We start from the raw sequence: 25,003 nt of genomic DNA on the forward strand, positions 1-25,003 counted from the left end.
CGAATTCGATTCCTAGATGGATGGATTGGGTAGGAAATGAATGACGATCCTGGCTACTGCCGCAATGACCAGCGCAATCGACACGGCGCGGGTGAAGCGATGAATCTCGCGCCGTTGGAAGGGTATCCATACCGTGAGCAGGATGGTCGTGAGACCAAAAACCAGCACCGGGGTGCCGGAGGTCGTCATCGCCATGCACAGGCTGATGAAGGCGAACAACTCCAGGACCAGTTCGATATAGGTGCGTTGCTGCATTACATGTTCCGTTTGCTTGGGACATCCATGCCGCACATCGTTATGCGACACTCAAATGATATCACTTCTCATTCGTATTTGATGATGTGATGGGCGTGTGCCACACCGGCAATGGGGCACCGGCGCTTCGTACACTGCCTGACGCCCCGGCGTCATTCAGCCACCCGGTGTAAACTATTGATCTCACTGGCAATGCCAGTCTCCACGATCAACACTCCGATGACGTCCGCCACCGCCCGTTACGCCGATTCCCTGCGCCTGTCCGTTGCCCCGATGATGGACTGGACCGACCGCCACTGCCGCGTGTTCCACCGCGTGCTGGCGCCGGGCGCGCGGCTGTACACCGAGATGGTGCACGCCAACGCGGTCATCCACGGCGACCGCGAGCGCCTGCTCGGTTTCGATGTCAGCGAACAGCCGCTGGCGCTGCAGCTCGGTGGCAGCGATCCGGCGCTGCTGGCGCAGGCCGCGCGTATCGCCGCCGAGTGGGGCTACGACGAAGTGAACCTCAACTGCGGCTGCCCGTCCGACCGCGTGCAGGCCGGGCGTTTCGGCGCCTGCCTGATGCGCGAGCCCGCGCTGGTGGCCGAGTGCGTGGCGGCGATGGTCGATGCGGTCGACATCCCGGTGACGGTGAAATGCCGCCTGGGCGTGGACGAAGACAACGATTACGAGGTGTTCGCCGCCTTCGTCGACCGCCAGGTCGCCGCCGGCGCGGCGATGGTGGTGGTGCATGCGCGCAACGCCTGGCTCAAAGGCCTGTCGCCGAAGGAGAACCGCGAGGTTCCACCACTGAAGTACGACTGGGCCTACCGCCTCAAGCAGGAGCGCCCGGCACTGCCGGTGGTGATCAACGGCGGCCTGGCCAGCATCGAGACGGTGCAGGCGCAGGCCGCGCACGTCGATGGCGTGATGCTGGGCCGCGCGGCCTACCACGATCCCTACCTGCTGCATCAGCTGGAGGCGCTGCACACCGGCGCCGCGCTGCAGGCGCGTGGCGACCTGTTGCGCGCGCTGCGCCCCTACGTGGAAGCGCGGCTGGCCGAGGGTCTGGCGCTCAAGCACATCACCCGCCACCTGCTGGGGCTGTTCCACGGCCAGCCCGGTGGCCGCGCGTTCCGCCAGGTACTGAGCGAGGGCGCACACCGCCCGGGTGCGGATTGGACCCTGGTCGAGCAGGCGCTGGCGGTCACCGATCGCGATGCCGATCGCGCTGCAGCGTGATGTTCGTCACATTCCTGACTTGACAAGGCCAGCGCTTTCGTCCCGAATGTTCACCTAGATGAACGACGCGCGGCATCGCCCGGAAAAGTTCAGATCGGATTCACTGCCCTAAACCAAGAATTTGCAAAGGAATTGTAAAGGCCGGGTCCCGCACCCGGCTCCCGGATTTACGACTTTTGAACGAATCGCCGTGCTCGGCTAGGATCGCATCGATGTCTTCCGCTCCCTTCCATTGCCGCATTGCCCTGGCCACCTGCGTGGTGCTGGCGGCTGCGCCGCTGTCTTCGGCGCTGGCGCAACAGCCGCCGCGTGGCGATCAGGGGCGCGCGGAGATGATGGAGCGGGGCGAGCGCGGTGGCCGCAACGACGAGCGCTCGCTGTCCGATGCCGTGCGCCGCGTGCAGCGCACCACCGGCGGGCACATCCTCGGCGCCGAGCGCGTGCCGTTCGATGGGCGTGACATCAACCGGGTGAAGTACATGGACGACCGGGGCCGGGTCCGCTACATGGACGACCCCGCCCCGTCGCGTTCACAGCCGCGCACGCCGCGGTCGGATATGTCATCACTACGCGGCGATAACCCCTGAACAGGGATAGTTGTCGCTATCAACCCGTACCCCACAGGCCTCCGGGCCACACCCAGGACACTAGGGAGAGTTCATGCGTATCCTTCTGGTCGAAGACGAAGCCCCGCTGCGTGAGACCCTGGCAGCCCGGCTCAAGCGCGAAGGCTTTGCCGTCGATGCTGCGCAGGACGGCGAGGAAGGCCTCTACATGGGCCGTGAAGTGCCGTTCGATGTCGGCATCATCGACCTCGGCCTGCCCAAGATGTCGGGCATGGAGCTGATCAAGGCCCTGCGTGACGAAGGCAAGAAGTTCCCGGTGCTGATCCTGACTGCGCGTTCGAGCTGGCAGGACAAGGTCGAGGGCCTGAAGCAGGGCGCCGACGATTACCTGGTCAAGCCGTTCCACGTCGAAGAGCTGCTGGCCCGCGTCAACGCGCTGCTGCGCCGCGCCGCCGGCTGGAGCAAGCCGACCCTGGAATGCGGCCCGGTTGCCCTGGATCTGGCAGCGCAGACGGTCAGCGTGGCCGGCAGCAATGTCGACCTGACCAGCTACGAGTACAAGGTGCTGGAGTACCTGATGATGCATGCCGGTGAACTGGTCTCCAAGGCCGACCTCACCGAGCACATCTACCAGCAGGACTTCGACCGCGACTCGAACGTGCTGGAAGTGTTCATCGGCCGCCTGCGCAAGAAGCTGGACCCGGATGGCGAACTGAAGCCGATCGAGACCGTGCGCGGTCGCGGCTACCGTTTCGCGATCCCGCGCAACGAGGGCTGAGCCGGCTCCGCCTGGCGACACCATGATGTCCGGCCGTCTGTGGTTCTTCCGACGCTGGCGGCCGCGCTCCCTGCAGGCGCGCCAGATGCTTGCCGCGTCCGTGGGCCTGGTCGCGTTCCTGGCGCTGGCCGGCTACGCGCTTGACGCCGCCTTTGCCGATACGGCCAAGGCGAACCTGCGCGAGCGCCTGAAGAACTACGCCACCGCCTACGCGGCCGGCATCGATTTCACCCGCGACCGCTCGCTGTACATCCGCGAGCAGCCGCCGGATTCGCGCTTCGACGTGCCCGGCAGCGGCCTGTACCTGCAGGTGGTGATGCCGCACGGCAAGGGCAATTCGATGTCCGCCGAAGGCCCGATGCTGCCCACCGTCGGCGGCGGCCTGCTGGCACCGCGCCAGGAAGTGTTCGAAGGCCCGCTGCCGATGATCCAGATCGACGGCAGTCAGGGCTCGGTGTACCGCTACGGCCTGGGCCTGGTGTGGGATGCCGATGCCGATCCGGCCACCGAATTCCCGTACACCATCTACGTGATGGAAGACTCGCGCGCGCTGGGTGCGCAGCTGCGTGTGTTCCGCGGCCGCGTCTGGTTCTACCTGGGCGGCATCGGCCTGATCCTGCTGCTGCTGCAGACCGTCATCCTGCAGTGGAGCCTGCGCCCGCTGCGCCGGGTGATCACCGAGCTGACCAAGGTCCAGCGCGGCGAGACCGAGCGCATGAGCGAGCGCCACCCGCGCGAGCTGGAGCCGCTGACCGACAGCATCAACGCCTTCATCGAAAGCGAGCGCGAGAACCTCGAACGCCAGCGCAACACCCTGGCCGACCTCGCGCACAGCCTGAAGACCCCCATTGCGGTGCTGCGCACGCAGATGGACAGCGGTGCCGGCGATGGTGCGCTGCGCGAGGAACTGGACGTGCAGCTGCAACGCATGAACAACCTGGTGTCCTACCAGTTGGCGCGCGCGGCCTCCTCGGGCCACAAGCTGTTCTCCGCACCGTTGCCGATCGAATCCAACGCCGAGGAAATCGTGCGTGGCCTGGAGAAGGTCTATGCAGCCAAGGGCGTGCTGTGCGAATTCGACATCGACCCGGCCGCGCGTTTCCACGGCGAGCCGGGCGATCTGCAGGAGCTGCTGGGCAACCTGCTGGAAAATGCGTTCAAGTGGGCCAAGCGCCGCGTGCTGCTGACCGCACAGCCGCTGCCGGCACCGAATGCGCGTCGTGCCGGCCTGCTGCTGGCGGTGGACGGTGACGGCCCGGGCATCGCCCCGGATGACATCGGCAAGGTGCTGCAGCGTGGCGTGCGTGGCGACGAGCGCGTGCAGGGCCACGGCATCGGCCTGTCGATCGTGCAGGACCTGATCAAGGATTACCGCGGTGAACTGGCCGTGGGCCGTTCCAGCGAACTGGGCGGCGCCCGTTTCGAAGTGCGCCTGCCGCCGGGGCCGTAAGCGCGCGCGTTACCGTCGGCCGGGCATCGCCTTACCCAACAACGCGTGCGCAATCCGGTAGTGCCGGCCGCTGGCCGGCAACCCCGTGATCTTCGTTGGCAGTGCAGGGTTGCCGGCCAGCGGCCGGCACTACCGCGTGTTGATGGATGGCGGGCTGCGCGGCCACTTCCGGCAACGCCTGCTGCAGCAGATCCGGTGCGGAGAAGTGGTACTCGCTGGCCACCACAAAGAATTCTTCCGGCGCGCATTGTCCGGTGGTGCCGGCCGCTGGCCGGCAAACCCGTGATCTTCGGCGGCATTGTCGGGTTGCCGGCCAGCGGCCGGCACTACCGCGTATTGATGGCTGGCGGGCTGCGCGGCCACTTCCGGCAACGCGCGCTGCAGCAGATCCGGTGCGGAGAAGTGGTACTCGCTGGCCACCGCGAAGAATTCTTCCGGCGCGCATTCTCCGGTAGTGCCGGCCGCTGGCCGGCAAACCCGTGATCTTCGGCGGCATTGCCGGGTTGCCGGCCAGCGGCCGGCACTACCGCGTGTTGATGGTCGGCGGCTCGCCATACAACCGCCGCAGCTGCGCGGCCACTTCCGGCAACGCCTGTTGCAGCAGATCCGGTGCGGAGAAGTGGTACTCGCTGGCCACCGCGAAGAATTCTTCCGGCGCTTCGGCCGCATACGGATCGATCAGCGTTTCTTCGCCCGCATCCACCTGCGCGCAGAACGCATCGTAGGCGCGCTGGAAGGTGTCGGCCCATTCGCGTTGCCACGCGCGCGGCAGCGGCGGCGTGCCGTCCATCGCGCCATCCAGCGCATCCAGCTTGTGCACCATCTCATGTACCGCCACGCAGTAACCCTCGTGCGGCGCATCAAGGTCGGCCTGCACATCGGCCCAGGACAGGATCAGTGGACCGCTGTCCCACGACTCGCCAATCAGCTCGTCATCCCATTCGTGCAGCACGCCGGCCGCATCCAGGTGGCTGCGGTGCACACGGAACGCATCGGGATAGATGATCAGCTGCGACCAACCTTCCAGCCCCACCTCACCAAATTCCAGCAACGGCAGGCAGCACAGCGCGGCCAGCAGCACGCCATCGCCGGGCTGCAACTGCAACTCGCCGATCGGGGTGAGGGTCTTCTCATGCAGGAAGCGCGTGGCCAGCGTGCGCAGGCGCATGCGGCGCGTATCGTCGAGGCCGTGCAGCCAGGCCGCGCGGCGGCAGGCGTCATCCCAAAGCGCATCCTCAATCGGCCGCGGCGCAGGCCGCAGCCACTGCAGCAACGACTTGATCAGCGGAACATTCCCGGCAGGTAGCTGTGCCACTTCGGCGCGCGGATGCGCTGCAGCACGTCGTCGTCACTGCCACCGCCACCGCTGCTGGTGTTGGCGGCCGGGCGTACCGCTGCCGGCTTGGGCGGGGCGGCCGATGCGGTAGCCGTCGGAGCGCGCTGCGAGGCCGCGTCGCCGTTGGAGGACACACACGCTCCGCGGCTGTCGTCCAGCGCTGCCGTTGCAGACGCCGCGAAGGGCATCGTCAGCAGGATCAGGCAATGGGCATAACGGCGCATTGACGACATCCACGTTAAGGGAGGGTGAGTTCCCGATTCTAGCCCGAACCCGGCGCTCCGTTGGAAGCCCCCGCAGAACCCAGCGTGGCGGGCGTCGCTGGCGGCTTTCCCGCATAATTCCACCCTGACTTCGTGGAAGCTGCCGTGGACGATCGCCAATTGCTGGCCAAACTCGCTGCCGGTCGTCTGTCCGGCGACGCCCTGGCCCGTGAGCTGGGCCAGACCCGGGCGGCCATTTGGAAGCGTATTCAAGGACTTAGGGCCGCCGGTGTGGACATCGAGGGCCGTGCCGGCGAGGGCTATGGCCTGACCCGACCGGTGGACCTGCTGGACCCGGATGCCATCCGCGCCGGCCTGCCGGCCCAGGTGCTGCCGCTGCTGCACGACCTGCAGGTGGCCTGGACGGTGGACTCCACCAATGCCGAATTGCTGCGTTGCAGCGCGCCCCAGCGCGGGGTCAGCGTGTTGCTGGCCGAGCGCCAGACCGGTGGCCGTGGCCGTCGTGGCCGCAGCTGGGCCTCGCCGCTGGCCGCCCACGTATACCTGTCGGTGCTGCGCCTGTTCTCCGGTGGCCTGGGCCGCCTGGCCGGGCTGAGCCTGGTGGCCGGCGTCGCCGTGGCCGAAGCCCTGCACGACCTCGGGTTCACCCAGGCGCAGCTGAAGTGGCCGAACGACCTGATCGTCGATGGCAAGCGCAAGCTGGTCGGCCTGCTCGCCGAGGGCGGTGGCGAATACGCCGGCCCGGCGCGCGCCGTGATCGGTATCGGCATCAACACGCACATGCCGCCGTCGTTCGCCGAACAGATCACCCAGCCGTGGGTGGATCTGGACACGCTGGCCGGCACGCCGGTGGACCGCAACGTGGTGGTCGCCGCCGTGCTCGCGCGCCTGCTGCCGGCGCTGGAGGAATTCGATCGCGAAGGGCTCGCGCCGTTCCTGCCGCGCTACGCCGCCTTCGATGTGCTGGCCGGCCGCGAAGTACGCGTGGAACTGGAAGGGCAGTGGCAGCACGGCACCGCGCTTGGCCTGGCCGATGACGGCGCGCTGCGCGTGCGCATCGACGGCCGCGAGCGCCTGCTGCACGCCGGCGAAGTCAGCGTGAGGGCGGCATGAGCGATTGGTTGTTCGACCTGGGCAACTCGCGCTTCAAGTTCGCGCCGCTGCAGGGTGACCGTGCCGGCGACGTGCAGGCCTGGGCGCATGGCGCCGAAGGCATGGCCGGGCAGCCGCCGCACAGCCTGCCCAGCGGCCGCACCGCGTTCGTGGCCAGCGTGGCCGCACCGTCGCTGACCAGCGCCATGCTGGACCAGCTGCAGCGCCGCTTCGAACACGTGCACGTGGTGCGTACCAGTGCCGAATGCGCCGGTGTGCGCATCGCCTACGCCAAGCCGGAAAAATTCGGCGTGGACCGCTTCCTGGCGCTGCTGGCTGCGGCCAAGGCGCAGCGCCCGGTGCTGGTGGTCGGCGTGGGCACCGCACTGACGATCGATCTGCTCGACGCCGATGGCCAGCACCACGGTGGCCGCATTTCCGCATCGCCCACCACCATGCGCGAAGCGCTGCACGCGCGCGCGGTGCAGCTGCCCGCCACCGGCGGCGACTACAGCGAATTTGCCAACGACACCGCCGACGCGCTGGCCTCCGGCTGCGATGGTGCCGCCGTGGCACTGATCGAACGCAGTGCGCAGCAGGCACACGCGCTGCTGGGCGTGGCCCCGTCGCTGCTGGTGCACGGCGGCGGCGCGCCGGCGCTGATGCCGCTGCTGCCGGGCGCTGATTACCACCCCTCGCTGGTGCTCGATGGCCTCGCCCGCTGGGCGGTGCACCAGCCCGCAGGCTAGTATCCGCGCATGCTGACCCGTGCCCTGATCGTCGTACTGGCCATTCTCAATCTTGGCGTCGCCTGCTGGTGGCTGCTGCGCGATGCGCCGCAGAAGCCTGCGCCGCCGCCGCCGCCGCCAGCGCCCGGCGTGGCCGAGCTGCGCTGGGTGCCCGGTGGCGTGGATGCCGCCGCCGCTGCCGAAGACACGGCGGCAGCGCCAACCGCGCCGTTGATGGAACGCGAACCGGCCGAGAAGACCGCCGTGGCAGCGACGCCTGCGCCGGCCGTGCCGGCCAAGCCCGAGGCCACGTCGGTTGCCGCAACGGCCAAGCCGGTGACGCCGCCCGCGCCGACCCCGACCCCGACCCCCGCGCCGGAAAAGCCCGCGACCCCGCCGGCAGCCGCTGCCGAGACGCCGCGCTGCGTCGCGCTGGGTCCGTTTGCTGACCGCGCCGCCGCCACCAGCGCGCAGGGCAAGGCCGGCAACGTGATCAGCCAGGTGCGCCTGCGCGAACAGCCCGCTGCCAGCGGCAGTGCTCGCTACCGGGTGCTGCTGCCGGCCGCCGCCAACCGCGAAGAAGCCCAGGCCACGGTGAAGCGCATCGTCGCCGCTGGCCTGAGCGACTACTACATCATCAGCCAGGGCGAGGACGCCAACGCCGTGGCGCTGGGCCAGTACCGCAACCGCGAAGGTGCCGAGCGGCGCATGGCCGCCGTGCAGGCCGCCGGCTTCCAGCCGCGCCTGGTGGCCAGCGGCGACGCCGGCCAGTGGTGGCTGGAGGGGCAGCTGGCGGCGGGCACGCAGTCAGCCCAGGCCCAGCAGCGCAGCGGTGCGGCACAGAGCCGGTCGCTGGAATGCGCACGGTTGCGCTAGAATCCCCCGGACCGCGGCGCTGCCGCCGGTGATCCACCCATGCCGCTTTAGCTCAGTTGGTAGAGCAACTGTCTTGTAAACAGTAGGTCATCCGTTCGATTCGGATAAGCGGCACCATCTTTTTTGATCAGCGTCCCTTTGCGCTGCTCTTTCGGATCTTTGCTTGAGTCTGGCCGCGCGTTTCTCGGGGAACTCGAGTAGCAGTGCGAGCGACGGCATGCCGATGGCGCCGGCGAAATCGACCAACTCCCCGGCTTCGATCCGACGTTCGCCACGCTCGCACTTGGGCACGAAGGTCTGTGTGTGCCAGCCGTTTGGTCAGATCGACTTGCGATACGCCCGCCTTCTTGCGGGTTGTTTTCAGGACGGTCAGTGGTAGGAGCGACCAAATGGATGTCTGACAACTACAGCCCACTTGCTTTGTGCAAAACGGAAAGCATCATTAGAGGAGGGCACTCTAGAAGGGGGTATATATGTCGCTCGAACGCTGTTTCGCAGGAGTATGTTTCACTCCGTTAGATGCAGGTGCCCCGAAGATATTCGGGTTCTCAGAGTTTCTTGCGGGTCTCGCGCTCATGATTCTAGCGTGGACTATCGCTGACGTTCGCTATCGCTTCCGCATCAGAACTGCACCGATTCCTCTTCAAGGGCTGACCTTTGGTGTCGTGGTCATGGTTGGGGTTTTCACGCTCTTGACCGACTTGTGGCGGGCGGAAGAATGGCTGGTTCCGCAAGGCAACTTACTTTCGCCCGGGTCTTGGCAAGCGCTACTGGCAAGCTTGTTTCTGCTGACGTTCCTGACTTGGACATGGTTTGCCTTTATCAAGCCGCCTACTTATGGAAAGCGAAACGCAAAGCGCTTCGCTCATACGCTGTACCGGTTCGTTCTCAAAGGATCACCAACTGATCTCGCAGTGGTGGCGGATGAGCTTGCACGCTCGGCTAGGGCGCTCGTCCACTATGCGACGAACAGAGAACGGTTTGAACGATTTCGAGGGGGAGAAAATCATGATGAGCAGCGCCCTGAGCCCTCGAAGGTAGAGGCGTACGCCAACGACATTCTCCTTCTGATTGCAGATAAGAGACTCTGCAGGGCGATTGTCAGTTCCTCGCCGGCTACCGCTCTGGCCGTTTTTCAGGAAATTGGTAAAACGGGGAAGTATGGGGTTCAGATCGGAACATTTGCCAGGAACATAGTAGATGAGGCGTTAGCAAACAAGGAGTCCTTCCTGTATCACGAGGCTGAAGGCTATGAATCGGGCTTGATTGGGTATGTCAAGCCACTTAGCCAGGCCATGTTTGCAAATTATGAGATGGTCGAAGAAGTGCAGACTATGCTCGCCCCTGACATTTTGCGAAAGTCGGAATGGGATTCGGGCTATTGGGAGGCCTATTGTCGGGTCGTTCTGATGACCTTCCATGACTACGTAGAAAGAGGATTCTGGAACCACTCATCTGTCCTGTATCGGGCCAAAGGTTACATCGAGAACGCGGCATCCGACCTATACAAGCTGGACGGAATCCCTGGTACATGGGATAGCGATTCAGTTCGTCGCCTTCGTGTCGTCGTTAAGTTCATTGGCGATGCAGTGAAAGTTCTGGATAGGAAGGGGGTCCCCGAGTATATCCGCTTGCGAATAAAGGAAGAATATGGCCATCCTGGCGAATCATTCTATGATCACATTGCAAGTATGATTTTCGAGGTGGTGCTTGATGCATCTGCCGTGACGTCTCCTCAGTGGGAGTGTTGGACGATTCAGCACAACTCGGTGTGGGGGGAGCTCTTAAGGTCCCATCGCTTGGATAATTCGGCTGGTAAGGTCATTAAGTTCAAGTTGAGGCGACTCTTGTACGACGAAGTCGCAGACATGAGAAGGTTTCCAAATTTCAAGGGTGCAAGGATCCTGGCCTTTTGCTTGAACGTAATGGGACTGAGATTGAGCCAAGGCAACCATGATAGGGATAGCCGCGCTCTGCATAAGGCTATCCTTGCCTGGACAAAGCGGAACTACGCCTGGCTGCACGAGTACAATCCGAGAATCGCGGAGCACTGTCTTGTCGATGGACTTACGTTCGAGGTCGATAACCTCAGGATCGTTAAAACCTATCCAGCAGAAGGGCTAAGACGAGAGCCCGCTTACGTGTACTTCGATGTCGATGCTGCGCAGCCTGGAGACGGGCCGAATGCTGAATGAGCATATCGAATCATCAGGCGCCCGTACCGCATCCGGTGCATTGCAGCCGGACACCGAGCACTCGGATCGAACCGTACAACACGGGCTCACCGGCGAGCCCGGACGCAGCGTTGGTGTCAACGCGCGAGCCTTCCGGGTATGGTGTGGTTAATCGGGCTGCTGATGATCAGATCAGCTTGAGGATCGTCAACGACGAACTATTGGAGCCGCACCCATATGGCCGCCAAGGAGTGGATTGAAATCAAGGCATTTGATGTGGCCGAGCATGTTCGGACACCCGAAGAGATTGCCGCCTATCTCGATGCCTGCATCGAGGAAAGCGACGGCGATTCTGCATTCATTGCCAAAGCACTCGGCGATATCGCCCGCGCTCAGGGCATGAGCAAGGTTGCGCGTGCGGGGGGCCTGTCACGAGAGAGTCTGTACCGCGCACTCTCGGGCGAGCGCAGCCCCGATTTCGCCACCATCCTGAAGGTGACCCGCGCGCTGGGTGTGCGCCTGCATGCCAGCGCAGCATAAGTACATGCGCCGACCTTGACGCGTTCCCACGGTGCCGGCCGCAAAGACGGCGGTATGAACATGAAAAAACCGCCTTTCGGCGGTTTCTTCGTCCCAAGCCGGTGAGTCAACTCAATGACGCAGCAAAGGAGGAGTCGTCTGGCAATTCCAGTTCAAGGCAGCTTGCGCTGCACGGGGCGTATCACTGCACTGCGCGTCAGCCGCTGTCGCCTCAAGTAGTCCGCCGCGATCAGGTTCAATCAAACCGAATGATGCGGATCAACCCTCGTGTTGCCGATCCGTCTCCGAAGGCGGCCACCGTGCCACAGCGGAATACCTCTTTCGCACCGTCATGGTTGACGAATGAGATCGTGCAGTGTGCCCGCGTGCCCGGCGCGATGTGGGTGATGGCACGATCATTCAGCACGAAGCTGTACCACATGAGTTCAGGGCTTATCGAAAGCGCCATGGGGCGCGCGGTGGAGGCGAGCATCTCGGCAACAGCGCCACCACGCGAATCCACTTCGTCCAGCCGCAGCTCAACGAGAACAGGTTTCAGGTTTGGATAGGGTGTGCTCATTTCAGGAGCGGGTCCGCCTGATTCGATAGCCGGGGTGGCGACGCGTTGAACCTGTGCGTTGGGAATCCCACCGTTCTGCATTATTGAGCCCCCCGCACCTGCAACGCCACATACTCGGCCAGCCCCCGGCAGGCCAGCATCAGCCCTTCGCGCACACCATCGCCGATATCGTCTTTCTCTTCCCCATCCACGCGCACGCGCTCGTTGGCGTGATAGAGCTCCAGCAGCGACACCAGGCCCGTAGCAGCTCTGTCCCTGCGTGCGGCGGCCACGGCGTGGCCGGGCGTGTTGGACGGCCCCTGCCACGGCTGTCCGTCGGCGGCATCTCCGGTCTGAATGCGGCGCAGGCAGACGGGCAGGTTGATGGGCGCGGGCGCATCGTTGGCGGCGGCAAAGGCAGCTTCCAGCGGTTGCGCCAGTTCGAGCGGCAGATGCAGGGCGGCGTCGCCCAGCGTGGCGGTCAGATAGGGGTAGAGCGTCTTGGACATGCGGGCATCCTCGTCAGGCACAGAGGCGCCGCCACGATAGGGTGGCGGGCGATGCGTGGCTTCCAAGACCGGGTCAACGAAACGGCGGGCACGAGGCCCCCACGCACCGCCCGCCGTCGATCGGCGAACGGATTGCCAGCCGGCGCCGATCTTGGGAGGACGGCGCCGGCTGGCAAGCGTATACATCGTTAACCACACGGGCTTGGAAGTCCCGACCACCTTTACGGGTGGCGATTCATCATGCGCACGCCAAACCCCCGCCTGCCAGTCGATTGTTTCGATGGCATCGGGTGATCTGAAAGGAAAAATGAATTATCGCGATTGGCCTGTTCCCGCCGCTGCGATGCCGAAAGCGACATATCGCGCAATGCGATCATCCGCTGGAAATCGGTAGGCGTCGGCGCTGTTGCAAGGCCTGGAAAGACCTACAACGTGAAGCTGGCTTAACAGCCCGGGTCGAGGCGCCACAGCCACCATAGCAAACACAAACCCCCAAACGCGCGCCCGGATATTGATTCTCCTCACACACCACTCCCGGCGGCCCACCGCATACTTCGGGCACATACCTTTCGGGACCCGCCCATGCGTCGCCACGCCCTGCCGCTCACCGTCGCACTGTTGTCCGCCGCCTTCGCAGGCCCGGCCATGGCCGCTGTGCCGTTCTTCAACGCCAGCTGCCCGGGCGGCATCGATGTGCACGCTGATGAGGGCGGGCCGGTTTACGTGCAGGGCCGCGAGACGGCGTTGAAGCGCTTCAACGACCGCTATTTCGAAGCACGCGATGCCAACAGCGGCATCACCCTGTCGATCAGCCGCAACGATGACGGCGCGCCGCAGGTCAGCTACACCGGCCGGGCCGGCGCCAATGGCCTCTGCCAGGTCAGTACCAGCGGCACGCCCGCGCCCGTCGCAAACAGCGCACGCCCTCGCGACGCTGCGGCCGGGGATGCCGCCGGGGATGCCGCGCTGCCGCGCGAAGTCACCTGCGAATCCACCGGCCAGCAGCAGGTGTCATGCGATCTGAATACCCGTGGCAATGTGGAAATCGTGCGCCAGCTCAGCCGCACCCGTTGCGAAGAAGGCAAGAACTGGGGCCTGTCGCGGCACTCGGTGTGGGTCAATGGCGGCTGCCGCGCGGTGTTCCGCAATGTGTCTTCGGTGACCACCCCGGCGCCCGCAGGCGATACCGCACTGGGCGCCTGCAACATGCGCAAGGGCGCGCAGGGCGCCCTGGTCACCCAGATGCCGGTGGGCAGTGATTACCAGGAGCTGATCATCGATTACCCCGATGGCCGCTTCCTGTGCATGATGCGCAACAACGGCCAGGTGCAGAGCGTCACCCCGGTGCGCCGCCGCGGACGCTGAGCGCAGGCGGTGCAGATCCGGCGTCAGCCGCCGGATCTGTACAGCAGCACCCACGCCAGCATCAGAGCGAACATGCCGACGACGGTCAGGCCGAACCACAGCACGGCCACCTTCACGTTGCCGATCAACGCCGCCAGCATGCGGTCCAGTTCGCTGGTCAGGATGGGATACGCAGCGTGTGCCTTGCGCAGACGCTGCCAGCCGAACCCGAGGAATACCAGAAGCGAGAAGGGCGTCAGCAGGAGCGTCGCCTGTATCAGCCAGCGGTACGGCGACGCATCGATCGAGCTGCTCAACAGAACCGCAAAAGCGGCGATGGGCAGCGCGCCCATGAAGAAGCGGGGCCAGGCGGTGTTGATGAAGGGCGACATCACAATCTTCCATGAAAGGTGGTTGGGTCCGCGCGGCATCATGCCATGCAGATGGCCCGCTGCACCGCTGCGGCATGCCAGGAGGGAGGTCAGCGCGGGTTTTCCGGGTCGTTGCCCTTCTTGTACGTGTAAGCGGTGATTTCCCAACCACCGCCATGCCCGGAGGAGGGTTGCACCCAGGTGAATTCCCAGCTCTGGGTGGAGCCGTCGGGAAGGATGTTCTCCACGCGGTAGATCTCACCGGGCAGACCCTGCTCCGGCAGCTTTCCCGGAATCGATTCAACCGAACGCGCAGCGGCGCGCCCCACCGAGACCGCGCGCCGTTCCACCTGCACATGGCCGTAGCCCTGCGGGGCGAACGAAGGGCGTACGCGTTGGGCTACCCAGTCCAGCACCTGACGTGCGCCTGTGGTCTGCATCGCAAACGCATCCGAGGTCACCGTATGGGTGATGCGTTGCGAGGATGCGCTGGCGCCTGCCGGAAGCAGTGTGCCCAGGGCCATCGCCAGTACCGCAGATCCAATGAATGCATGTTTCATAGGCGTCGTTCTCCAAAGATGGGACATTGCAGAGGCACCCTCAGGGTGCCGACGCAGGGTGGTGGTGGCCGTGGCGTGGCAGAAGAGGCGATACCGACGCGGATGTGAGGCCGATCGCAGAAGGCCCGGTTCCTGACCCCTCAGCGCGGGAACAACTGACCGGGGCTGCTTGCCTGGCTACAGCGATGAGCGCCTTGCCTGCTGCACCGCCGCGAGTGGTGTCACACAGCTCTGGCTAGACTGTGCTTCTTTTTCCCCCGCAGGAGGCACCCATGGCCCATCCCATTTCCGTATCGCTGATCGGCGTTCCCACCGATGTCGGTGCCGGCCATCGCGGTGCACGGCTTGGCCCGGAAGCGCTGCGCGTGGCGGGCCTGCCGGAGGCGCTGGAAGCGCGCGGCGTGGACGTGCGCGATCTGGGCAACCTGGATGGCCCGCGCAACCCGTGGACCGCGCCGGTGGAAGGCTATCGCCACCTGGATGAAGTGGTGGCGTGGAACCATGCACTGATGGAAGCCAGCTATGCCGAGCTGCAGGCCGGGCGCATGCCGATCATGCTCGGCGGCGACCACTGCCTGGGCATCGGTTCGATCACCGCCGTGGCGCGCTGGTGCCGCGAGCAGGGCAAGACCCTGCGCGTGTTGTGGCTGGATGCGCATTCGGACTTCAACACCAGCGATGTGACCCCGTCGGGCAACATCCACGGCATGCCGGTGGCCTGCCTGTGCGGCCTCGGCCCGGATGCGCTGACCCGGCTGGGCGGCACGTCGCCCGCGATCACCCCGGCGCAGATGCACCAGATCGGCATCCGCTCGGTGGACCCGGAAGAGAAGCGCCTGATCAAGACCCACAAGGTGGATGTCTATGACATGCGCTACATCGACGAGAACGGCATGAAGCGCGCGGTGGAAGCGGCGCTGGCCGGCATCGACGAGAACACCCACCTGCATGTCAGCTTCGATGTGGATTTCCTCGACCCGAGCATCGCGCCGGGCGTGGGCACCACCGTGCCGGGCGGGGTCAACTACCGCGAGGCGCAGCTGGTGATGGAGATGATCGCCGACACCGGGCGCATGGGTTCGCTGGACATCGTCGAACTCAACCCCTTGTTGGACAAGCAGAATGCCACCGCGGAACTGGCCGTGGACCTGGTCGAAAGCCTGTTCGGCAAGTCCACCCTGATGCGCGATTGAAGGCGTCCCCTGAACGGAATCCCGAACCGTTCACACCCGCTCCACGCCCCTGCCGCCAGATTGCACTTCACGCGGCGGCAGTGGGCATTGGTGCCCTCCCGCCGAGCGAAAGAATCCCATCCGCGAATGAAGCGGTATAGCGGCGAACCCAAGGAGAAGCCCATGAAGCGCGTAGTTGCCCTGATGCTGTTGTCGATGTTCTCGGTGGCCCTGCTGGCCGGTTGCAACACCGTGGCCGGTGCTGGCAAGGACGTGCAGAAGGCCGGTGAAAAGGTTGAGGACGCCGCCAAGGGCAAGTAAGCCCGGCGCGGAACGCAACAGAAAAAGGCCGGGGGATACCCCCGGCCTTTTTTTGCGAGCACGATTTCCGATGTGTTCAGCGAAGCGGGGATGACAGTCGATTGTGGACATCCGTAAAGACGAAGTTGTGAAGCTTTCCATAGATCGCAGCGAGAACAAGATAAAGCAGTTCTCCTTCGGTCAATTCCGCGCCGGAAGCAGTTGTCTTTCCATTCGAGAGACGAAGTTCGGCAAGACTTGATCCATTGTGGCCAAGTTTGTCAGCACTTTCGCCCAGCTTCATCAATTCCTTTCTGCTCCACGGCTTCTTGTCGATCTTGTGCGCAAGCTGATTGCGCTCGTTGTTGATCTGATCCAGGACATGGAAAAGATCCATGGGGAATCCCAGATTCTTGGCGAGATAGAGCTTGTTGTGGAAGCCAATCTTTTCTATTCCACGGAACGTCGAATTTCCTTCATTGATCGCGTGATCAATCCACTTCTCGATGAGGAATTCAAAGATCAGATGATATGCGATGATCTGAAGCAAAGGCTTGGACGTCTCATCTACCTGTTGCAGCGGATTGGCACGCGCCATCTCCGCAAGTTCGTCGTTGAATGCCCTCAGGGCAGCAAATTCCTTTTCGGTACTGCTTCGCATCAATCTTTCCTTCTTGTGATAGTCATCTGAGCACAGCAGCATGAACTTACATGAAAGTTCATGCAATTGTAGGTTCAGTGAACCATTCAAGCAGGTGAGCACGCATTTCATTGCCGGTTGACCGGCATTCAACAGCCGCTGCGCGAAGCTTGAGCCACGGTAAGAACGCCGTTGCAACCAAGGACTCCCAGCAATGAACAAAGACATCATTTCCGGCAAGTGGTCGCAGCTGAAGGGCAAGGCCCAGGCCAAGTGGGGTGATCTGACCAACGACGATTTCGATGTGGCCGAAGGCAATGCCGAGTACCTGGCCGGCCGCCTGCAGGAACGTTATGGCTGGGCCAAGGACCGCGCCGAGAAGGAAGTCCGTGAGTTCCAGGATGCGGTGAGCAAGGACTACCCGGACTACAAGTAAGCGCTACGGTTTCCCCCACAGCACGTTCCCCCGCAGCACGACGCCCGCACCGTGAGGTTGCGGGCGTTGTGCTGTCTGCGCTCAGCGTGCCGGCGGGTCGGGCACGTAGCGGTTCGGGAAGGCCTGCGGTTCGCGCGGCAGGCGCGAGGGCGCATCGACCAGGATGCCGCGCGCACGCAGGTTGCGGGCGCTGTCGTAGCGCAGCTGCAGCACCTGGGCCGGGCTGCGGCTGGCGCGCTCGAACTCGGTATCGCGCACCGAGGACTGTTCGCGCGCACCGTGGCCGGTGCCCAGCGCCGGGGCCTGCGACTTGCTGGCGTAGCCCTCGATGCGGCTGGTACTGGCATCGGCGGCCGCCTCGGCCTGTGCGGCCGGAGCGCGCGGTGGCAGGCCACGACGCAGGATCGGCTCGGGGCGCCAGCGCCGCGCTTCTTCGAACACCGCAACACCGACCACGCCGATGTTGTCCGGGCGGCCGGTGCGGCTGGCATAGCTGCCGCTGGGGCTGCTGAACACGAACTGCGCCACTTCGTCCTGGCTCTTGCGCCAGCCGGTGATGTCGGCGCGCTGGCCGGGGTTGAGCACGTAGCCGGTCTGCGAGGGATCGGCATTCTCGCCGGAGATGGCGTTGATGCCGTCCACCGACAGCACCACCAGCACCCGGCGCGGGCTGTCGTTGTACAGGCGCACGGCGTAGCGATGGCCACGCTCGCCGGCCACCCAGCGCTGGCCCTCGGCGGGGTAGCTGCGCAGTTCGGTGCCACGGTCGCGGTCGACCAGGGCCATGCGCACCGGGCCGCCCTCGTACACCGGCGGCGGGGGCGGGGCCGGGCGGAAACCGGCCAGGGGCAGGATCAGCAGCAGGGGCAGCAGGCGTTTCATCGGGCGTCTCCAGCGGGGTTGAGTGAATGAACGCGCCGCCGGCCCTGACGGGGTTGGCCGTGGGCACGCTAAACTGGCCCCGTTCATCGAAGGTTTCCCCACGCAGTCATGACGACCCGAGTCCTTACCGGCATCACCCCCTCCGGCACGCCCCACCTGGGCAACTACGTTGGCGCGATCCGTCCGGCGATCGCGGCCAGCCGCGCCCCGGGGATCGAGAGCTTCTTCTTCCTGGCCGACCTGCACAGCCTGATCAAGTCGCAGGACCCGCAGCGCACCCAGCGCGCGACCCTGGAGATCGCGGCCAGCTGGCTGGCCTGCGGCCTGGACCCGGAACACGTGTGGTTCTACCGCCAGAGCGACATCCGCGAGACCACCGAGCTGATGTGGTTCCTCACCGCCATTGCCAGCAAGGGCATCCTCAACCGCGCGCACGCCTACAAGGCGGCGGTGGACAAGAACCGCGAGGAAGGCGTGGATGAAGATGCGGGCGTCAGCGCCGGCCTGTTCATGTACCCGGTGCTGATGGCCGCCGACATCCTGATCTTCAAGGCCAACCAGGTACCGGTGGGCCGTGACCAGATCCAGCACATCGAGATGGCGCGCGATTTCGCCCAGCGCTTCAACCACGTGTACGGCAAGGAGTATTTCCCGCTGCCGGAGGTGGTGATCGACGAGCAGGTGGCGACGCTGGCCGGTCTGGATGGCCGCAAGATGAGCAAGAGCTACCACAACACCATTCCGCTGTTCGTGCCGCGCGAGGAGCTGAAGAAGCTGGTGTTCTCGATCCTGACCGACTCGCGCGCACCGGGCGAGCCGAAGGACACCGAGGGCTCGGCGCTGTTCCAGATGTACCAGGCGTTCGCCACCCCGGAACAGACCGCCGAATTTGCCAAGGCGTTCGCCGCCGGCATCAGCTGGGGCGATGCCAAGCAGCAGCTGTTCGAGCGCATCGACAGCGAGCTGTCGCCGCTGCGCGAGCGCTACAACGCGCTGATGGCCGAGCCGGAAAAGATTGAAGCGCTGCTCAAGCGCCGTGGCCAGCAGCTGCGTGAGCAGCTGGCGGCCCCGCTGCTGGACGAGCTGCGCCATGCGGTGGGCCTGCGCGACCTGTCCACTGCCGGCGACATCGCCAGCGAGGACGCCGGTGTGGCCCGTGTGGCACCGCCGCTGTTCAAGCAGTACCGCGAGAAGGATGGCCGCTTCTACTTCAAGCTGACCGCCGGTGACGGCACGCTGTTGATCCAGAGCGAAGGCTTCGATTCGCCGCGCGATGCCGGCCAGCTGATCGCGGTGATCAAGCAGGCCGAGCAGGGCGACCAGCTGCAGAGCGAGCTGTTCAAGCTGGAGGCCGAGGTGGACGCGGTGCTGGCCGCGCTGGCGGCGCTGCGCGAAGAGTAAGGGTAGTGCCGGCCGCTGGCCGGCAACTGCATGCTTCCCTCCATCTTGCGAATGCCGGCCAGCGGCCGGCACTACCCGCGAACGATGGTCATGGCATGATGTCCGCGCGCCGCCGGCGCGATGACATGGAGTCTGCGATGGCCTGGTTGTCGCTGCTGCTGTTCCTGCCCTGGTTCCTGCTGCTGGGCAGCCTGTACTGGCTGTTCCCACGCCAGCCGCGTACTGCGCGGCGGCGCCTGTTCGATGGCACCACCCTGCTGCTGGCATTCGCCCTGAGCATCGTCTCGATGCTGTGGGGGCACCACATCGGCGTGGTGCAGCCCGGCGCCGGCCCGATCTGGCCGCAGGTGCTGGCGGTGCTGTACGCCTACGGCGCATTCCTGGCGGTGCTGGTGCTGGCCCTGTTGCTGCGGCCGCGCTGGCTGCAAAGGTAGTGCCGGCCGCTGGCCGGCAACACCACATTCTTTCCAAAGGTTCATGAGGTTGCCGGCCAGCGGCCGGCACTACCCGACCAAAGCCGCATCGAACCCGGCCCGCCCACGCGCCTACCATGGGCGTCTGTTCCCGATCCTGCCAGGTGCGTGCCGATGACCGCCGACCCCAGCATCCACACCATCGATACCGGCTTCCAACGCGCCGAGTTCGATGCGGCCTATCTGATCGTTGAAAATGGCCGCGCCGCGTTCATTGATTGCGGCACCGGCCTTTCCGTGCCGGCCATGCTGCAGGCGCTGGCCGATGCGGAACTGGGCGTGGAAGCGGTGGACTGGCTGCTGCTCACGCACGTGCACCTGGACCACGCCGGTGGCGCCGGCCTGCTGATGCAGCAGCTGCCGAACGCGAAGGCGGTACTGCATCCGCGCGGTGCACCGCACATGATCGACCCGACTCGGCTGATTGCCGGTGCGACGGCGGTGTACGGCGCCGAGGAGATCACGCGCAGCTATGGCCGCATCGAGCCGATACCGGAACAGCGCGTGGTGGTGGCCGAAGACGGCCACCGCATCGATCTGGCCGGCCGCGAGCTGGTGCTGCTGCACACACCAGGCCACGCGCTGCACCACTACTGCGTGTGGGATGCGCGCAGCCGCAGCTGGTTCACCGGCGATACCTTCGGCATCTCCTACCGCGAGCTGGACAGTGCACAGGGCGCCTTCATCTTCCCCACCTCCTCGCCGGTGCAGTTCGACCCGGAGGCGATGAAGGCTTCGATCCGGCGCATGCTCGATTACGCGCCGCAGGCGATGTACCTGACCCACTACGGCCGCGTGCAGCAGGTGCAGAAACTGGCCAACGATCTGTTCGAGCAGATCGATGCGATGGCCACCATCGGCCGCCAGTGCGATGGCCGCCCGGACCGCCACCGCTGCCTGCTGGCGGCCTTGCAGGCGCTGTACCTGGAACGCGCGCAGCAGCATGGTTGTGCGCTGGACGAGGCGGCCGTGACGGCGGTACTGGCGATGGACATCGAGCTCAACGCACAGGGCCTGGCCTGCTGGCTGGACCGCATCCGCACCTGACGCCACGCCACGCGTGAATGAGGCGAGGCCACGCTGCGCCGCAATGTCACGACCACGTTACACTCTGGTGACTTCCAAGCCTGCCGTGGTATTGCCGTGAATCCGATGCGCGTGTTGCTGCTGTCGTCCTGCCTGTTCGTCGGTGGCCTGGCCCATGCGGCCAACGATCTGCCCGGCGGCGGCATCGATCCGCAGGCGCTGTCGCGTCACGTGCGTGTGCTGGCGTCGGATGAGTTCGAAGGCCGCGCGCCGGCCACTGCCGGCGAAGAGCGCACCGTGCAGTACCTGATCGAGCAGTTCCGCAGCTATGGCCTGCAGCCGGGCGGCGTGGACGGCAGCTGGGTGCAGCCGGTGCCGCTGGTGCGTGCACAGCTGGACGGCCCGGCCAAGGCCAGCCTGTCGCTGAAGCAGGGCAAGCGCGCGCTGGCCAATGGCGTGGACGTGACCCTGCAGAGCCTGCAGCCGCGCAAGCGCGTGCAGATCAAGGATGCGCCGCTGGTGTTCGTTGGCTACGGCATCGACGCGCCGGAACGCCACTGGAATGACTACAAGGACGTGGACCTGCACGGCAAGATTGCCGTGGTGCTGATCAACGATGCCGACTTCGAGGCCGATGCGCCGGGCGCGTTCGACGGCAAGGCGGTGACCTATTACGGCCGCTGGACCTACAAGTTCGAGGAAGCCGCACGCCGTGGCGCCGAGGGCGTGCTGATCGTGCACGAGACCGCACCGGCCGCCTATGGCTGGGCCACGGTGAAGAGCTCGGGCACCTCGCCGCTGTTCGACATCGAGCGCGGCCAGGCCGACGCGATGGCCCAGCACACGCCGCTGCGCGGCTGGATGCAGCGCGAACTGGCCGAGGCGATCTTCGCCGACGCCGGCCTGGATTTCGATGCCGAGAAGCGCAAGGCGATGCGCGCCGACTTCCGCCCGGTGGCGCTGGACAACGCGAAGCTGAGCGTCGATTTCGCGCTCAAGCGCGAGCAGGTGGTGACCCGCAACGTGGTGGCCAAGCTGCCCGGTGGCGAGCATGGCGACGAAGCGGTGATCTTCTCTGCGCACTGGGATGCGTTCGGCATCGGCCAGCCGGATGCCAAGGGTGACCGCATCCGCCGTGGTGCGATCGACAACGCCACCGGCGTGGCCACGGTTCTGGAGCTGGGTCGCGTGTTCGCGGCCGGCCCGCAGCCGCAGCGCACGCTGTACTTCGTGGCGCTCACTGCCGAAGAGAAGGGCCTGCTGGGTGCCAGCTACTACGCCGCGCACCCGCTGGCGCCGCTGGACAAGACGGCGGCGGTGTTGAACATCGAGATGTTCAGCCCGGATGGCCCGACCCGCGACATTGCGTCGTGGGGCAAGGGCCGTGTCTCGCTGGAAGGCGACCTGGAGCGCGTGGCCAAGGCCCGTGGCCGCAGCTACAGCCCGGACCCGAACCTGGAAGCCGGCTTCTTCTATCGCGCCGACCACTTCGCCTTCGCCCGTTTGGGCGTGCCGGCGATCACCATCGGCCCGGGCCTGGACAAGCTGGACGGTGGGGTAGAAGTCGGCCGCGCGCTGCGCGAGAAGTACTTTGCCGATTGCTACCACCAGGCCTGCGATGCCTGGACCCCGAGCTGGGACCCGAGCGGCCACGCCGCCGACACCCTGCTGGTCTACGACCTGGGTGCCGAGCTGGCCAACAGCCGCCGCTGGCCGACGTGGGAAAAGGAATCGGAGTTCCGCGGCGCGCGTGACAAGAGCGAAGCCGCCCGCCGCTGATGGCGGGGTTGCCGGCCAGCGGCCGGCACTACCGTTGCTGGTCGAGGCTGGAAAGGGAACCGGAGTTGCGCAGCGTGCCGCTGACGGGGGTTGCCGGCCAGCGGCCGGCACTACCGTTGCTGGTCGAGGTGGGAAAGGGAACCGGAGTTGCGCAGCGCGCCGCTGACGGGGGTTGCCGGCCAGCGGCCGGCACTACCGTTGCTGGTCGAGGCTGGAAAGGGAACCGGAGTTGCGCAGCGTTCCGCTGACGGGGGTTGCCGGCCAGCGGCCGGCACTACCGTTGCTGGCCGAGGTGGGAAAGGGAATCGGAGTTGCGCAGCGCGCCGCCGACGGGGTAGTGCCGGCCGCCGGCCGGCAAGCTCATGAAGCTTCGCAAAGACGATGGGGTTGCCGGCCAGCGGCCGGCATTACCGTCGTCGGCGCAGCAGTTTCCACGCGCCCCAGCCGGCCGCCGCGAGTGCGGCCAGATAGCACACCACCATCGTGCGCAGGCCGACCTCATGCAGGGGGCCCGGGCGGGAACTCCAGCGCAGCTGCAGCGAACTGTGCCCGCTGCCGAGGTCCATCGCCAGTTGCAGCGAAAGCGCGGCGCAGACCACCAGCAGGGCGATGCCGAAACCGATGCGCGGCCACGCCGCCTGCGCGTCGGGGCGGCGCAGCAGCCAGGCCAGCGCGGTGGCGGCGGTCAGCATCACCGCCATCCACATCAGCGGCGAGGCCGCAGACGCAGCGGCCACCGGCATTGCACCGGTGGCCGCGATCACTACAGCATCCTTACTTGCGGGTGCCGTCGAGCCAGTTCGGGCCCTTGTTGGTGAGGAAGAACACATAGACCACCAACGATACCGCGATCGTCGCGGTGACGTAGATGGCGAACCAGTCCACATGGCCGGTCTTCAGCGCGCCCTGGTACAGCAGCGGTGCGGTGCCGCCAAACAGCGAGTTGGCCAGCGCATAGCCCAGGCCCACACCCAGTGCGCGCACATGGGTGGGGAACAGTTCGGCCTTCACCACCGCGTTGATCGAGGTGTAGCCGGTGAGGATGACAAACCCCAGTGCCAGGGTCAGGAAGGCCAGGGTGGCGTCATGCTGGTGCGGCAGCTGGGTGATCAGGTACCAGCTGTACAGCACGCCGCCGACGCCGAAGAACACCAGCAGGCTCTTGCGGCCGATGATGTCCGACAGCCAGCCGCCCACCGGCTGCAGCACCATCAGGAAGGCCAGCACGCCCAGGTTGATCAGGGTGCCGGTCATCGGGTCGTTGCCGGCGAAGGCGCTCTGGATCATCTTCGGGCCGTTCACCGAATAGGTGTAGAAGGCGATGGTGCCACCGGCGGTGATCAGGAAGCACAGCAGCAGCGGCCGCCACTGGTGCACGAACAGCTCGTACATCGAGCCGGACTTCTGAGCCTTGCCCTCGCGTGCGGCTTCGATGGACGACTCCGACAGCGACTCGTCCATGCCGCGACGCAGCCAGAACACCACCACTGCGGCGATGCCACCGATGCCGAAGGCGATGCGCCAGCCCCACTCGGAGATCTCCGGCTTGCCCCAGAAGGTCAGCATCAGCAGCAGGGTCAGCTGGGCCAGCACGTGGCCACCGACCAGGGTGACGTAGTGGAACGAGGACAGGAAGCCGCGACGGCCGGGAATGGCGGCCTCGGACATGTAGGTGGCGCTGGCGCCATATTCACCGCCGGTGGCGAAGCCCTGCAGCAGCCGCGCGAACAGCAGGATGACCGCCGCCCAGATGCCGATGCTGGCCGCCGTGGGGGTGATGGCGATCAGGAACGAGCACAGCGCCATCACCGTCACCGAGACGGTCAGCGCCAGGCGGCGGCCATGGCGGTCGGCGAAGCGGCCGAAGAACCAGGCCCCGATCGGGCGCATCAGGAAGGTGGCCGCGAAGATCGCCCACACGTACATCGTGGAGTTCTTGTCGTCCGGCGAGAAGAACTGCGACTCGAAGTACACGGCGAACACCGAGTACACGTAGACGTCATACCACTCCACCAGGTTGCCGGCGGAGCCTTTGAGGGTATTGGAGATCGAGCGGCGCAGCGCGGCGCCGTCGGTGCTGGGAGCAGCGGGTTGGGACGTGGTGCTCATCTGGGTGGGAATCCTCGATGCGGCGCTTCCGTGCGGGAAAGATCGGTGCCAGGCGTGCGCAGGGCGCTGCGGGCCAGCCTCCTAGGTACTGCATCCCACGTCAACGCCGGGTGCCGGGAGGGCGGGCAGGGCATGGGACCGCACAGGGTGGACCAGGCCACGCCTGCGGACCATAACTAAATCGTCGTATCCGGTGTCATCGCGGGGGCTTCGGCGGGCA

The 25,003-nt window shown here is 65.6% G+C and carries 28 protein-coding genes, 1 tRNA gene and 2 pseudogenes; 18 read left to right on the top strand and 13 right to left on the bottom strand.

Going from position 1 to position 25,003, the window contains the following annotated elements:
* Positions 1 to 12: 12 nt before the first annotated feature.
* On the bottom strand, positions 13 to 255 hold the full coding sequence (locus tag C9412_RS10115; protein WP_107231488.1) for a hypothetical protein: 243 nt from the start codon (positions 253 to 255) through the stop codon (positions 13 to 15).
* Between the two features lie 192 nt (positions 256 to 447).
* Here C9412_RS10115 and dusA point away from each other — a divergent pair, with 192 nt between their 5' ends.
* The 4 genes from dusA (at position 448) to C9412_RS10135 (ending at position 4,273) form a co-directional block, all read left to right on the top strand.
* Complete coding sequence (gene dusA / locus C9412_RS10120; RefSeq protein ID WP_107231489.1) at positions 448 to 1,479, top strand: tRNA dihydrouridine(20/20a) synthase DusA; 1,032 nt, start codon at positions 448 to 450, stop codon at positions 1,477 to 1,479.
* Between the two features lie 212 nt (positions 1,480 to 1,691).
* Complete coding sequence (locus C9412_RS10125) at positions 1,692 to 2,066, top strand: hypothetical protein (RefSeq protein ID WP_107231490.1); 375 nt, start codon at positions 1,692 to 1,694, stop codon at positions 2,064 to 2,066.
* Between the two features lie 73 nt (positions 2,067 to 2,139).
* A complete protein-coding gene (locus C9412_RS10130; protein ID WP_004136763.1) occupies positions 2,140 to 2,823 on the top strand; it encodes a response regulator transcription factor in 684 nt (227 codons plus the stop codon).
* 25 nt (positions 2,824 to 2,848) lie between these two features.
* The gene (locus C9412_RS10135; protein WP_107231570.1) at positions 2,849 to 4,273 is read left to right on the top strand and encodes a sensor histidine kinase; all 1,425 of its coding nucleotides are present in this window, start codon (positions 2,849 to 2,851) and stop codon (positions 4,271 to 4,273) included.
* Positions 4,274 to 4,427: 154 nt separating this feature from the next.
* Here the strand turns inward: C9412_RS10135 and C9412_RS20885 are convergent.
* The 4 genes and pseudogenes from C9412_RS20885 to C9412_RS10150 form a co-directional block, all read right to left on the bottom strand.
* Positions 4,428 to 4,517 (bottom strand): annotated as a pseudogene (locus C9412_RS20885) (zinc-dependent peptidase); the annotation flags it as partial.
* A gap of 107 nt (positions 4,518 to 4,624) precedes the next feature.
* Positions 4,625 to 4,714, bottom strand: a pseudogene (locus C9412_RS10140) (zinc-dependent peptidase); the annotation flags it as partial.
* Between the two features lie 82 nt (positions 4,715 to 4,796).
* Positions 4,797 to 5,588: a M90 family metallopeptidase gene (locus C9412_RS10145; protein WP_258190125.1), complete on the bottom strand. Its 792-nt coding sequence runs from the start codon at positions 5,586 to 5,588 to the stop codon at positions 4,797 to 4,799.
* Complete coding sequence (locus tag C9412_RS10150; protein WP_107231492.1) at positions 5,555 to 5,833, bottom strand: hypothetical protein; 279 nt, start codon at positions 5,831 to 5,833, stop codon at positions 5,555 to 5,557. Before C9412_RS10150 ends, C9412_RS10145 begins: the two co-directional genes overlap by 34 nt.
* A gap of 144 nt (positions 5,834 to 5,977) precedes the next feature.
* Between C9412_RS10150 and birA the strand changes: the two genes are divergently transcribed.
* The 6 genes from birA (at position 5,978) to C9412_RS10185 (ending at position 11,243) form a co-directional block, all read left to right on the top strand.
* Positions 5,978 to 6,946: a bifunctional biotin--[acetyl-CoA-carboxylase] ligase/biotin operon repressor BirA gene (gene birA / locus C9412_RS10155; protein ID WP_107231493.1), complete on the top strand. Its 969-nt coding sequence runs from the start codon at positions 5,978 to 5,980 to the stop codon at positions 6,944 to 6,946.
* Positions 6,943 to 7,674: a type III pantothenate kinase gene (locus C9412_RS10160; protein ID WP_032956260.1), complete on the top strand. Its 732-nt coding sequence runs from the start codon at positions 6,943 to 6,945 to the stop codon at positions 7,672 to 7,674. The genes birA and C9412_RS10160 overlap by 4 nt, the downstream gene beginning before the upstream one ends.
* Before the next feature lie 9 nt (positions 7,675 to 7,683).
* Positions 7,684 to 8,529: an SPOR domain-containing protein gene (locus C9412_RS10165; RefSeq protein WP_107231494.1), complete on the top strand. Its 846-nt coding sequence runs from the start codon at positions 7,684 to 7,686 to the stop codon at positions 8,527 to 8,529.
* 41 nt (positions 8,530 to 8,570) lie between these two features.
* Positions 8,571 to 8,646: transfer RNA gene (locus C9412_RS10170), tRNA-Thr, on the top strand.
* A 356-nt stretch (positions 8,647 to 9,002) separates the two neighbouring features.
* On the top strand, positions 9,003 to 10,724 hold the full coding sequence (locus C9412_RS10180; protein WP_107231495.1) for a hypothetical protein: 1,722 nt from the start codon (positions 9,003 to 9,005) through the stop codon (positions 10,722 to 10,724).
* 216 nt (positions 10,725 to 10,940) lie between these two features.
* Positions 10,941 to 11,243 carry an addiction module antidote protein gene (locus tag C9412_RS10185; protein ID WP_107231496.1) on the top strand — a complete coding sequence of 101 codons (303 nt, stop codon included), beginning with the start codon at positions 10,941 to 10,943 and terminating at the stop codon, positions 11,241 to 11,243.
* Positions 11,244 to 11,478: 235 nt separating this feature from the next.
* On the opposite strand, the gene C9412_RS10190 is transcribed toward C9412_RS10185, so the two are convergent.
* Positions 11,479 to 11,802 (bottom strand): hypothetical protein, encoded by a 324-nt coding sequence (locus tag C9412_RS10190; RefSeq protein WP_107231497.1) that lies wholly within the window; start codon positions 11,800 to 11,802, stop codon positions 11,479 to 11,481.
* 80 nt (positions 11,803 to 11,882) lie between these two features.
* Entirely contained in the window at positions 11,883 to 12,290 is a 408-nt protein-coding gene (locus tag C9412_RS10195) for a hypothetical protein (RefSeq protein WP_107231498.1), read from the bottom strand.
* A gap of 582 nt (positions 12,291 to 12,872) precedes the next feature.
* Between C9412_RS10195 and C9412_RS10200 the strand changes: the two genes are divergently transcribed.
* Positions 12,873 to 13,655, top strand: a complete 783-nt coding sequence (locus tag C9412_RS10200; protein WP_107231499.1) for a DUF3011 domain-containing protein — start codon at positions 12,873 to 12,875, stop codon at positions 13,653 to 13,655.
* A gap of 23 nt (positions 13,656 to 13,678) precedes the next feature.
* On the opposite strand, the gene C9412_RS10205 is transcribed toward C9412_RS10200, so the two are convergent.
* Both C9412_RS10205 and C9412_RS10210 read right to left on the bottom strand, forming a co-directional pair.
* The gene (locus C9412_RS10205; RefSeq protein ID WP_107231500.1) at positions 13,679 to 14,026 is read right to left on the bottom strand and encodes a hypothetical protein; all 348 of its coding nucleotides are present in this window, start codon (positions 14,024 to 14,026) and stop codon (positions 13,679 to 13,681) included.
* Between the two features lie 89 nt (positions 14,027 to 14,115).
* Positions 14,116 to 14,565, bottom strand: a complete 450-nt coding sequence (locus C9412_RS10210; protein WP_107231501.1) for a hypothetical protein — start codon at positions 14,563 to 14,565, stop codon at positions 14,116 to 14,118.
* Positions 14,566 to 14,837: 272 nt separating this feature from the next.
* Between C9412_RS10210 and rocF the strand changes: the two genes are divergently transcribed.
* Together rocF and C9412_RS10220 are read left to right on the top strand one after the other, a co-directional pair.
* On the top strand, positions 14,838 to 15,758 hold the full coding sequence (rocF, locus tag C9412_RS10215; RefSeq protein WP_004153767.1) for an arginase: 921 nt from the start codon (positions 14,838 to 14,840) through the stop codon (positions 15,756 to 15,758).
* Between the two features lie 162 nt (positions 15,759 to 15,920).
* The gene (locus C9412_RS10220) at positions 15,921 to 16,058 is read left to right on the top strand and encodes an entericidin A/B family lipoprotein (protein ID WP_014035659.1); all 138 of its coding nucleotides are present in this window, start codon (positions 15,921 to 15,923) and stop codon (positions 16,056 to 16,058) included.
* Positions 16,059 to 16,134: 76 nt separating this feature from the next.
* On the opposite strand, the gene C9412_RS10225 is transcribed toward C9412_RS10220, so the two are convergent.
* Entirely contained in the window at positions 16,135 to 16,905 is a 771-nt protein-coding gene (locus tag C9412_RS10225) for a hypothetical protein (protein WP_146160147.1), read from the bottom strand.
* Here C9412_RS10225 and C9412_RS10230 point away from each other — a divergent pair.
* Positions 16,892 to 17,113: a CsbD family protein gene (locus C9412_RS10230; RefSeq protein ID WP_004153772.1), complete on the top strand. Its 222-nt coding sequence runs from the start codon at positions 16,892 to 16,894 to the stop codon at positions 17,111 to 17,113. The genes C9412_RS10225 and C9412_RS10230 overlap by 14 nt on opposite strands.
* Positions 17,114 to 17,194: 81 nt before the next feature.
* Here C9412_RS10230 and C9412_RS10235 read toward each other — a convergent pair whose 3' ends face one another.
* Entirely contained in the window at positions 17,195 to 17,995 is an 801-nt protein-coding gene (locus tag C9412_RS10235) for a hypothetical protein (RefSeq protein ID WP_107231503.1), read from the bottom strand.
* Between the two features lie 108 nt (positions 17,996 to 18,103).
* Here C9412_RS10235 and C9412_RS10240 point away from each other — a divergent pair, with 108 nt between their 5' ends.
* From C9412_RS10240 to C9412_RS10255, 4 genes are all read left to right on the top strand, one after another.
* Entirely contained in the window at positions 18,104 to 19,396 is a 1,293-nt protein-coding gene (locus C9412_RS10240) for a tryptophan--tRNA ligase (protein WP_107231504.1), read from the top strand.
* A gap of 137 nt (positions 19,397 to 19,533) precedes the next feature.
* Entirely contained in the window at positions 19,534 to 19,830 is a 297-nt protein-coding gene (locus tag C9412_RS10245) for a hypothetical protein (RefSeq protein WP_107231505.1), read from the top strand.
* Between the two features lie 153 nt (positions 19,831 to 19,983).
* Positions 19,984 to 20,916, top strand: coding sequence for an MBL fold metallo-hydrolase (locus C9412_RS10250; RefSeq protein WP_107231506.1), 933 nt, complete (start codon positions 19,984 to 19,986; stop codon positions 20,914 to 20,916).
* A gap of 105 nt (positions 20,917 to 21,021) precedes the next feature.
* Positions 21,022 to 22,674 carry a M28 family metallopeptidase gene (locus tag C9412_RS10255; protein WP_107231507.1) on the top strand — a complete coding sequence of 551 codons (1,653 nt, stop codon included), beginning with the start codon at positions 21,022 to 21,024 and terminating at the stop codon, positions 22,672 to 22,674.
* 407 nt (positions 22,675 to 23,081) lie between these two features.
* Here the strand turns inward: C9412_RS10255 and C9412_RS10260 are convergent, their stop codons facing one another.
* Together C9412_RS10260 and C9412_RS10265 are read right to left on the bottom strand one after the other, a co-directional pair.
* Positions 23,082 to 23,381 carry a hypothetical protein gene (locus C9412_RS10260; protein WP_107231571.1) on the bottom strand — a complete coding sequence of 100 codons (300 nt, stop codon included), beginning with the start codon at positions 23,379 to 23,381 and terminating at the stop codon, positions 23,082 to 23,084.
* Between the two features lie 67 nt (positions 23,382 to 23,448).
* Positions 23,449 to 24,783 (bottom strand): MFS transporter, encoded by a 1,335-nt coding sequence (locus C9412_RS10265; protein WP_107231508.1) that lies wholly within the window; start codon positions 24,781 to 24,783, stop codon positions 23,449 to 23,451.
* Positions 24,784 to 25,003: the final 220 nt, after the last annotated feature.

Source organism: Stenotrophomonas sp. Nf1 (assembly GCF_003028475.1).
GTDB lineage: Bacteria > Pseudomonadota > Gammaproteobacteria > Xanthomonadales > Xanthomonadaceae > Stenotrophomonas.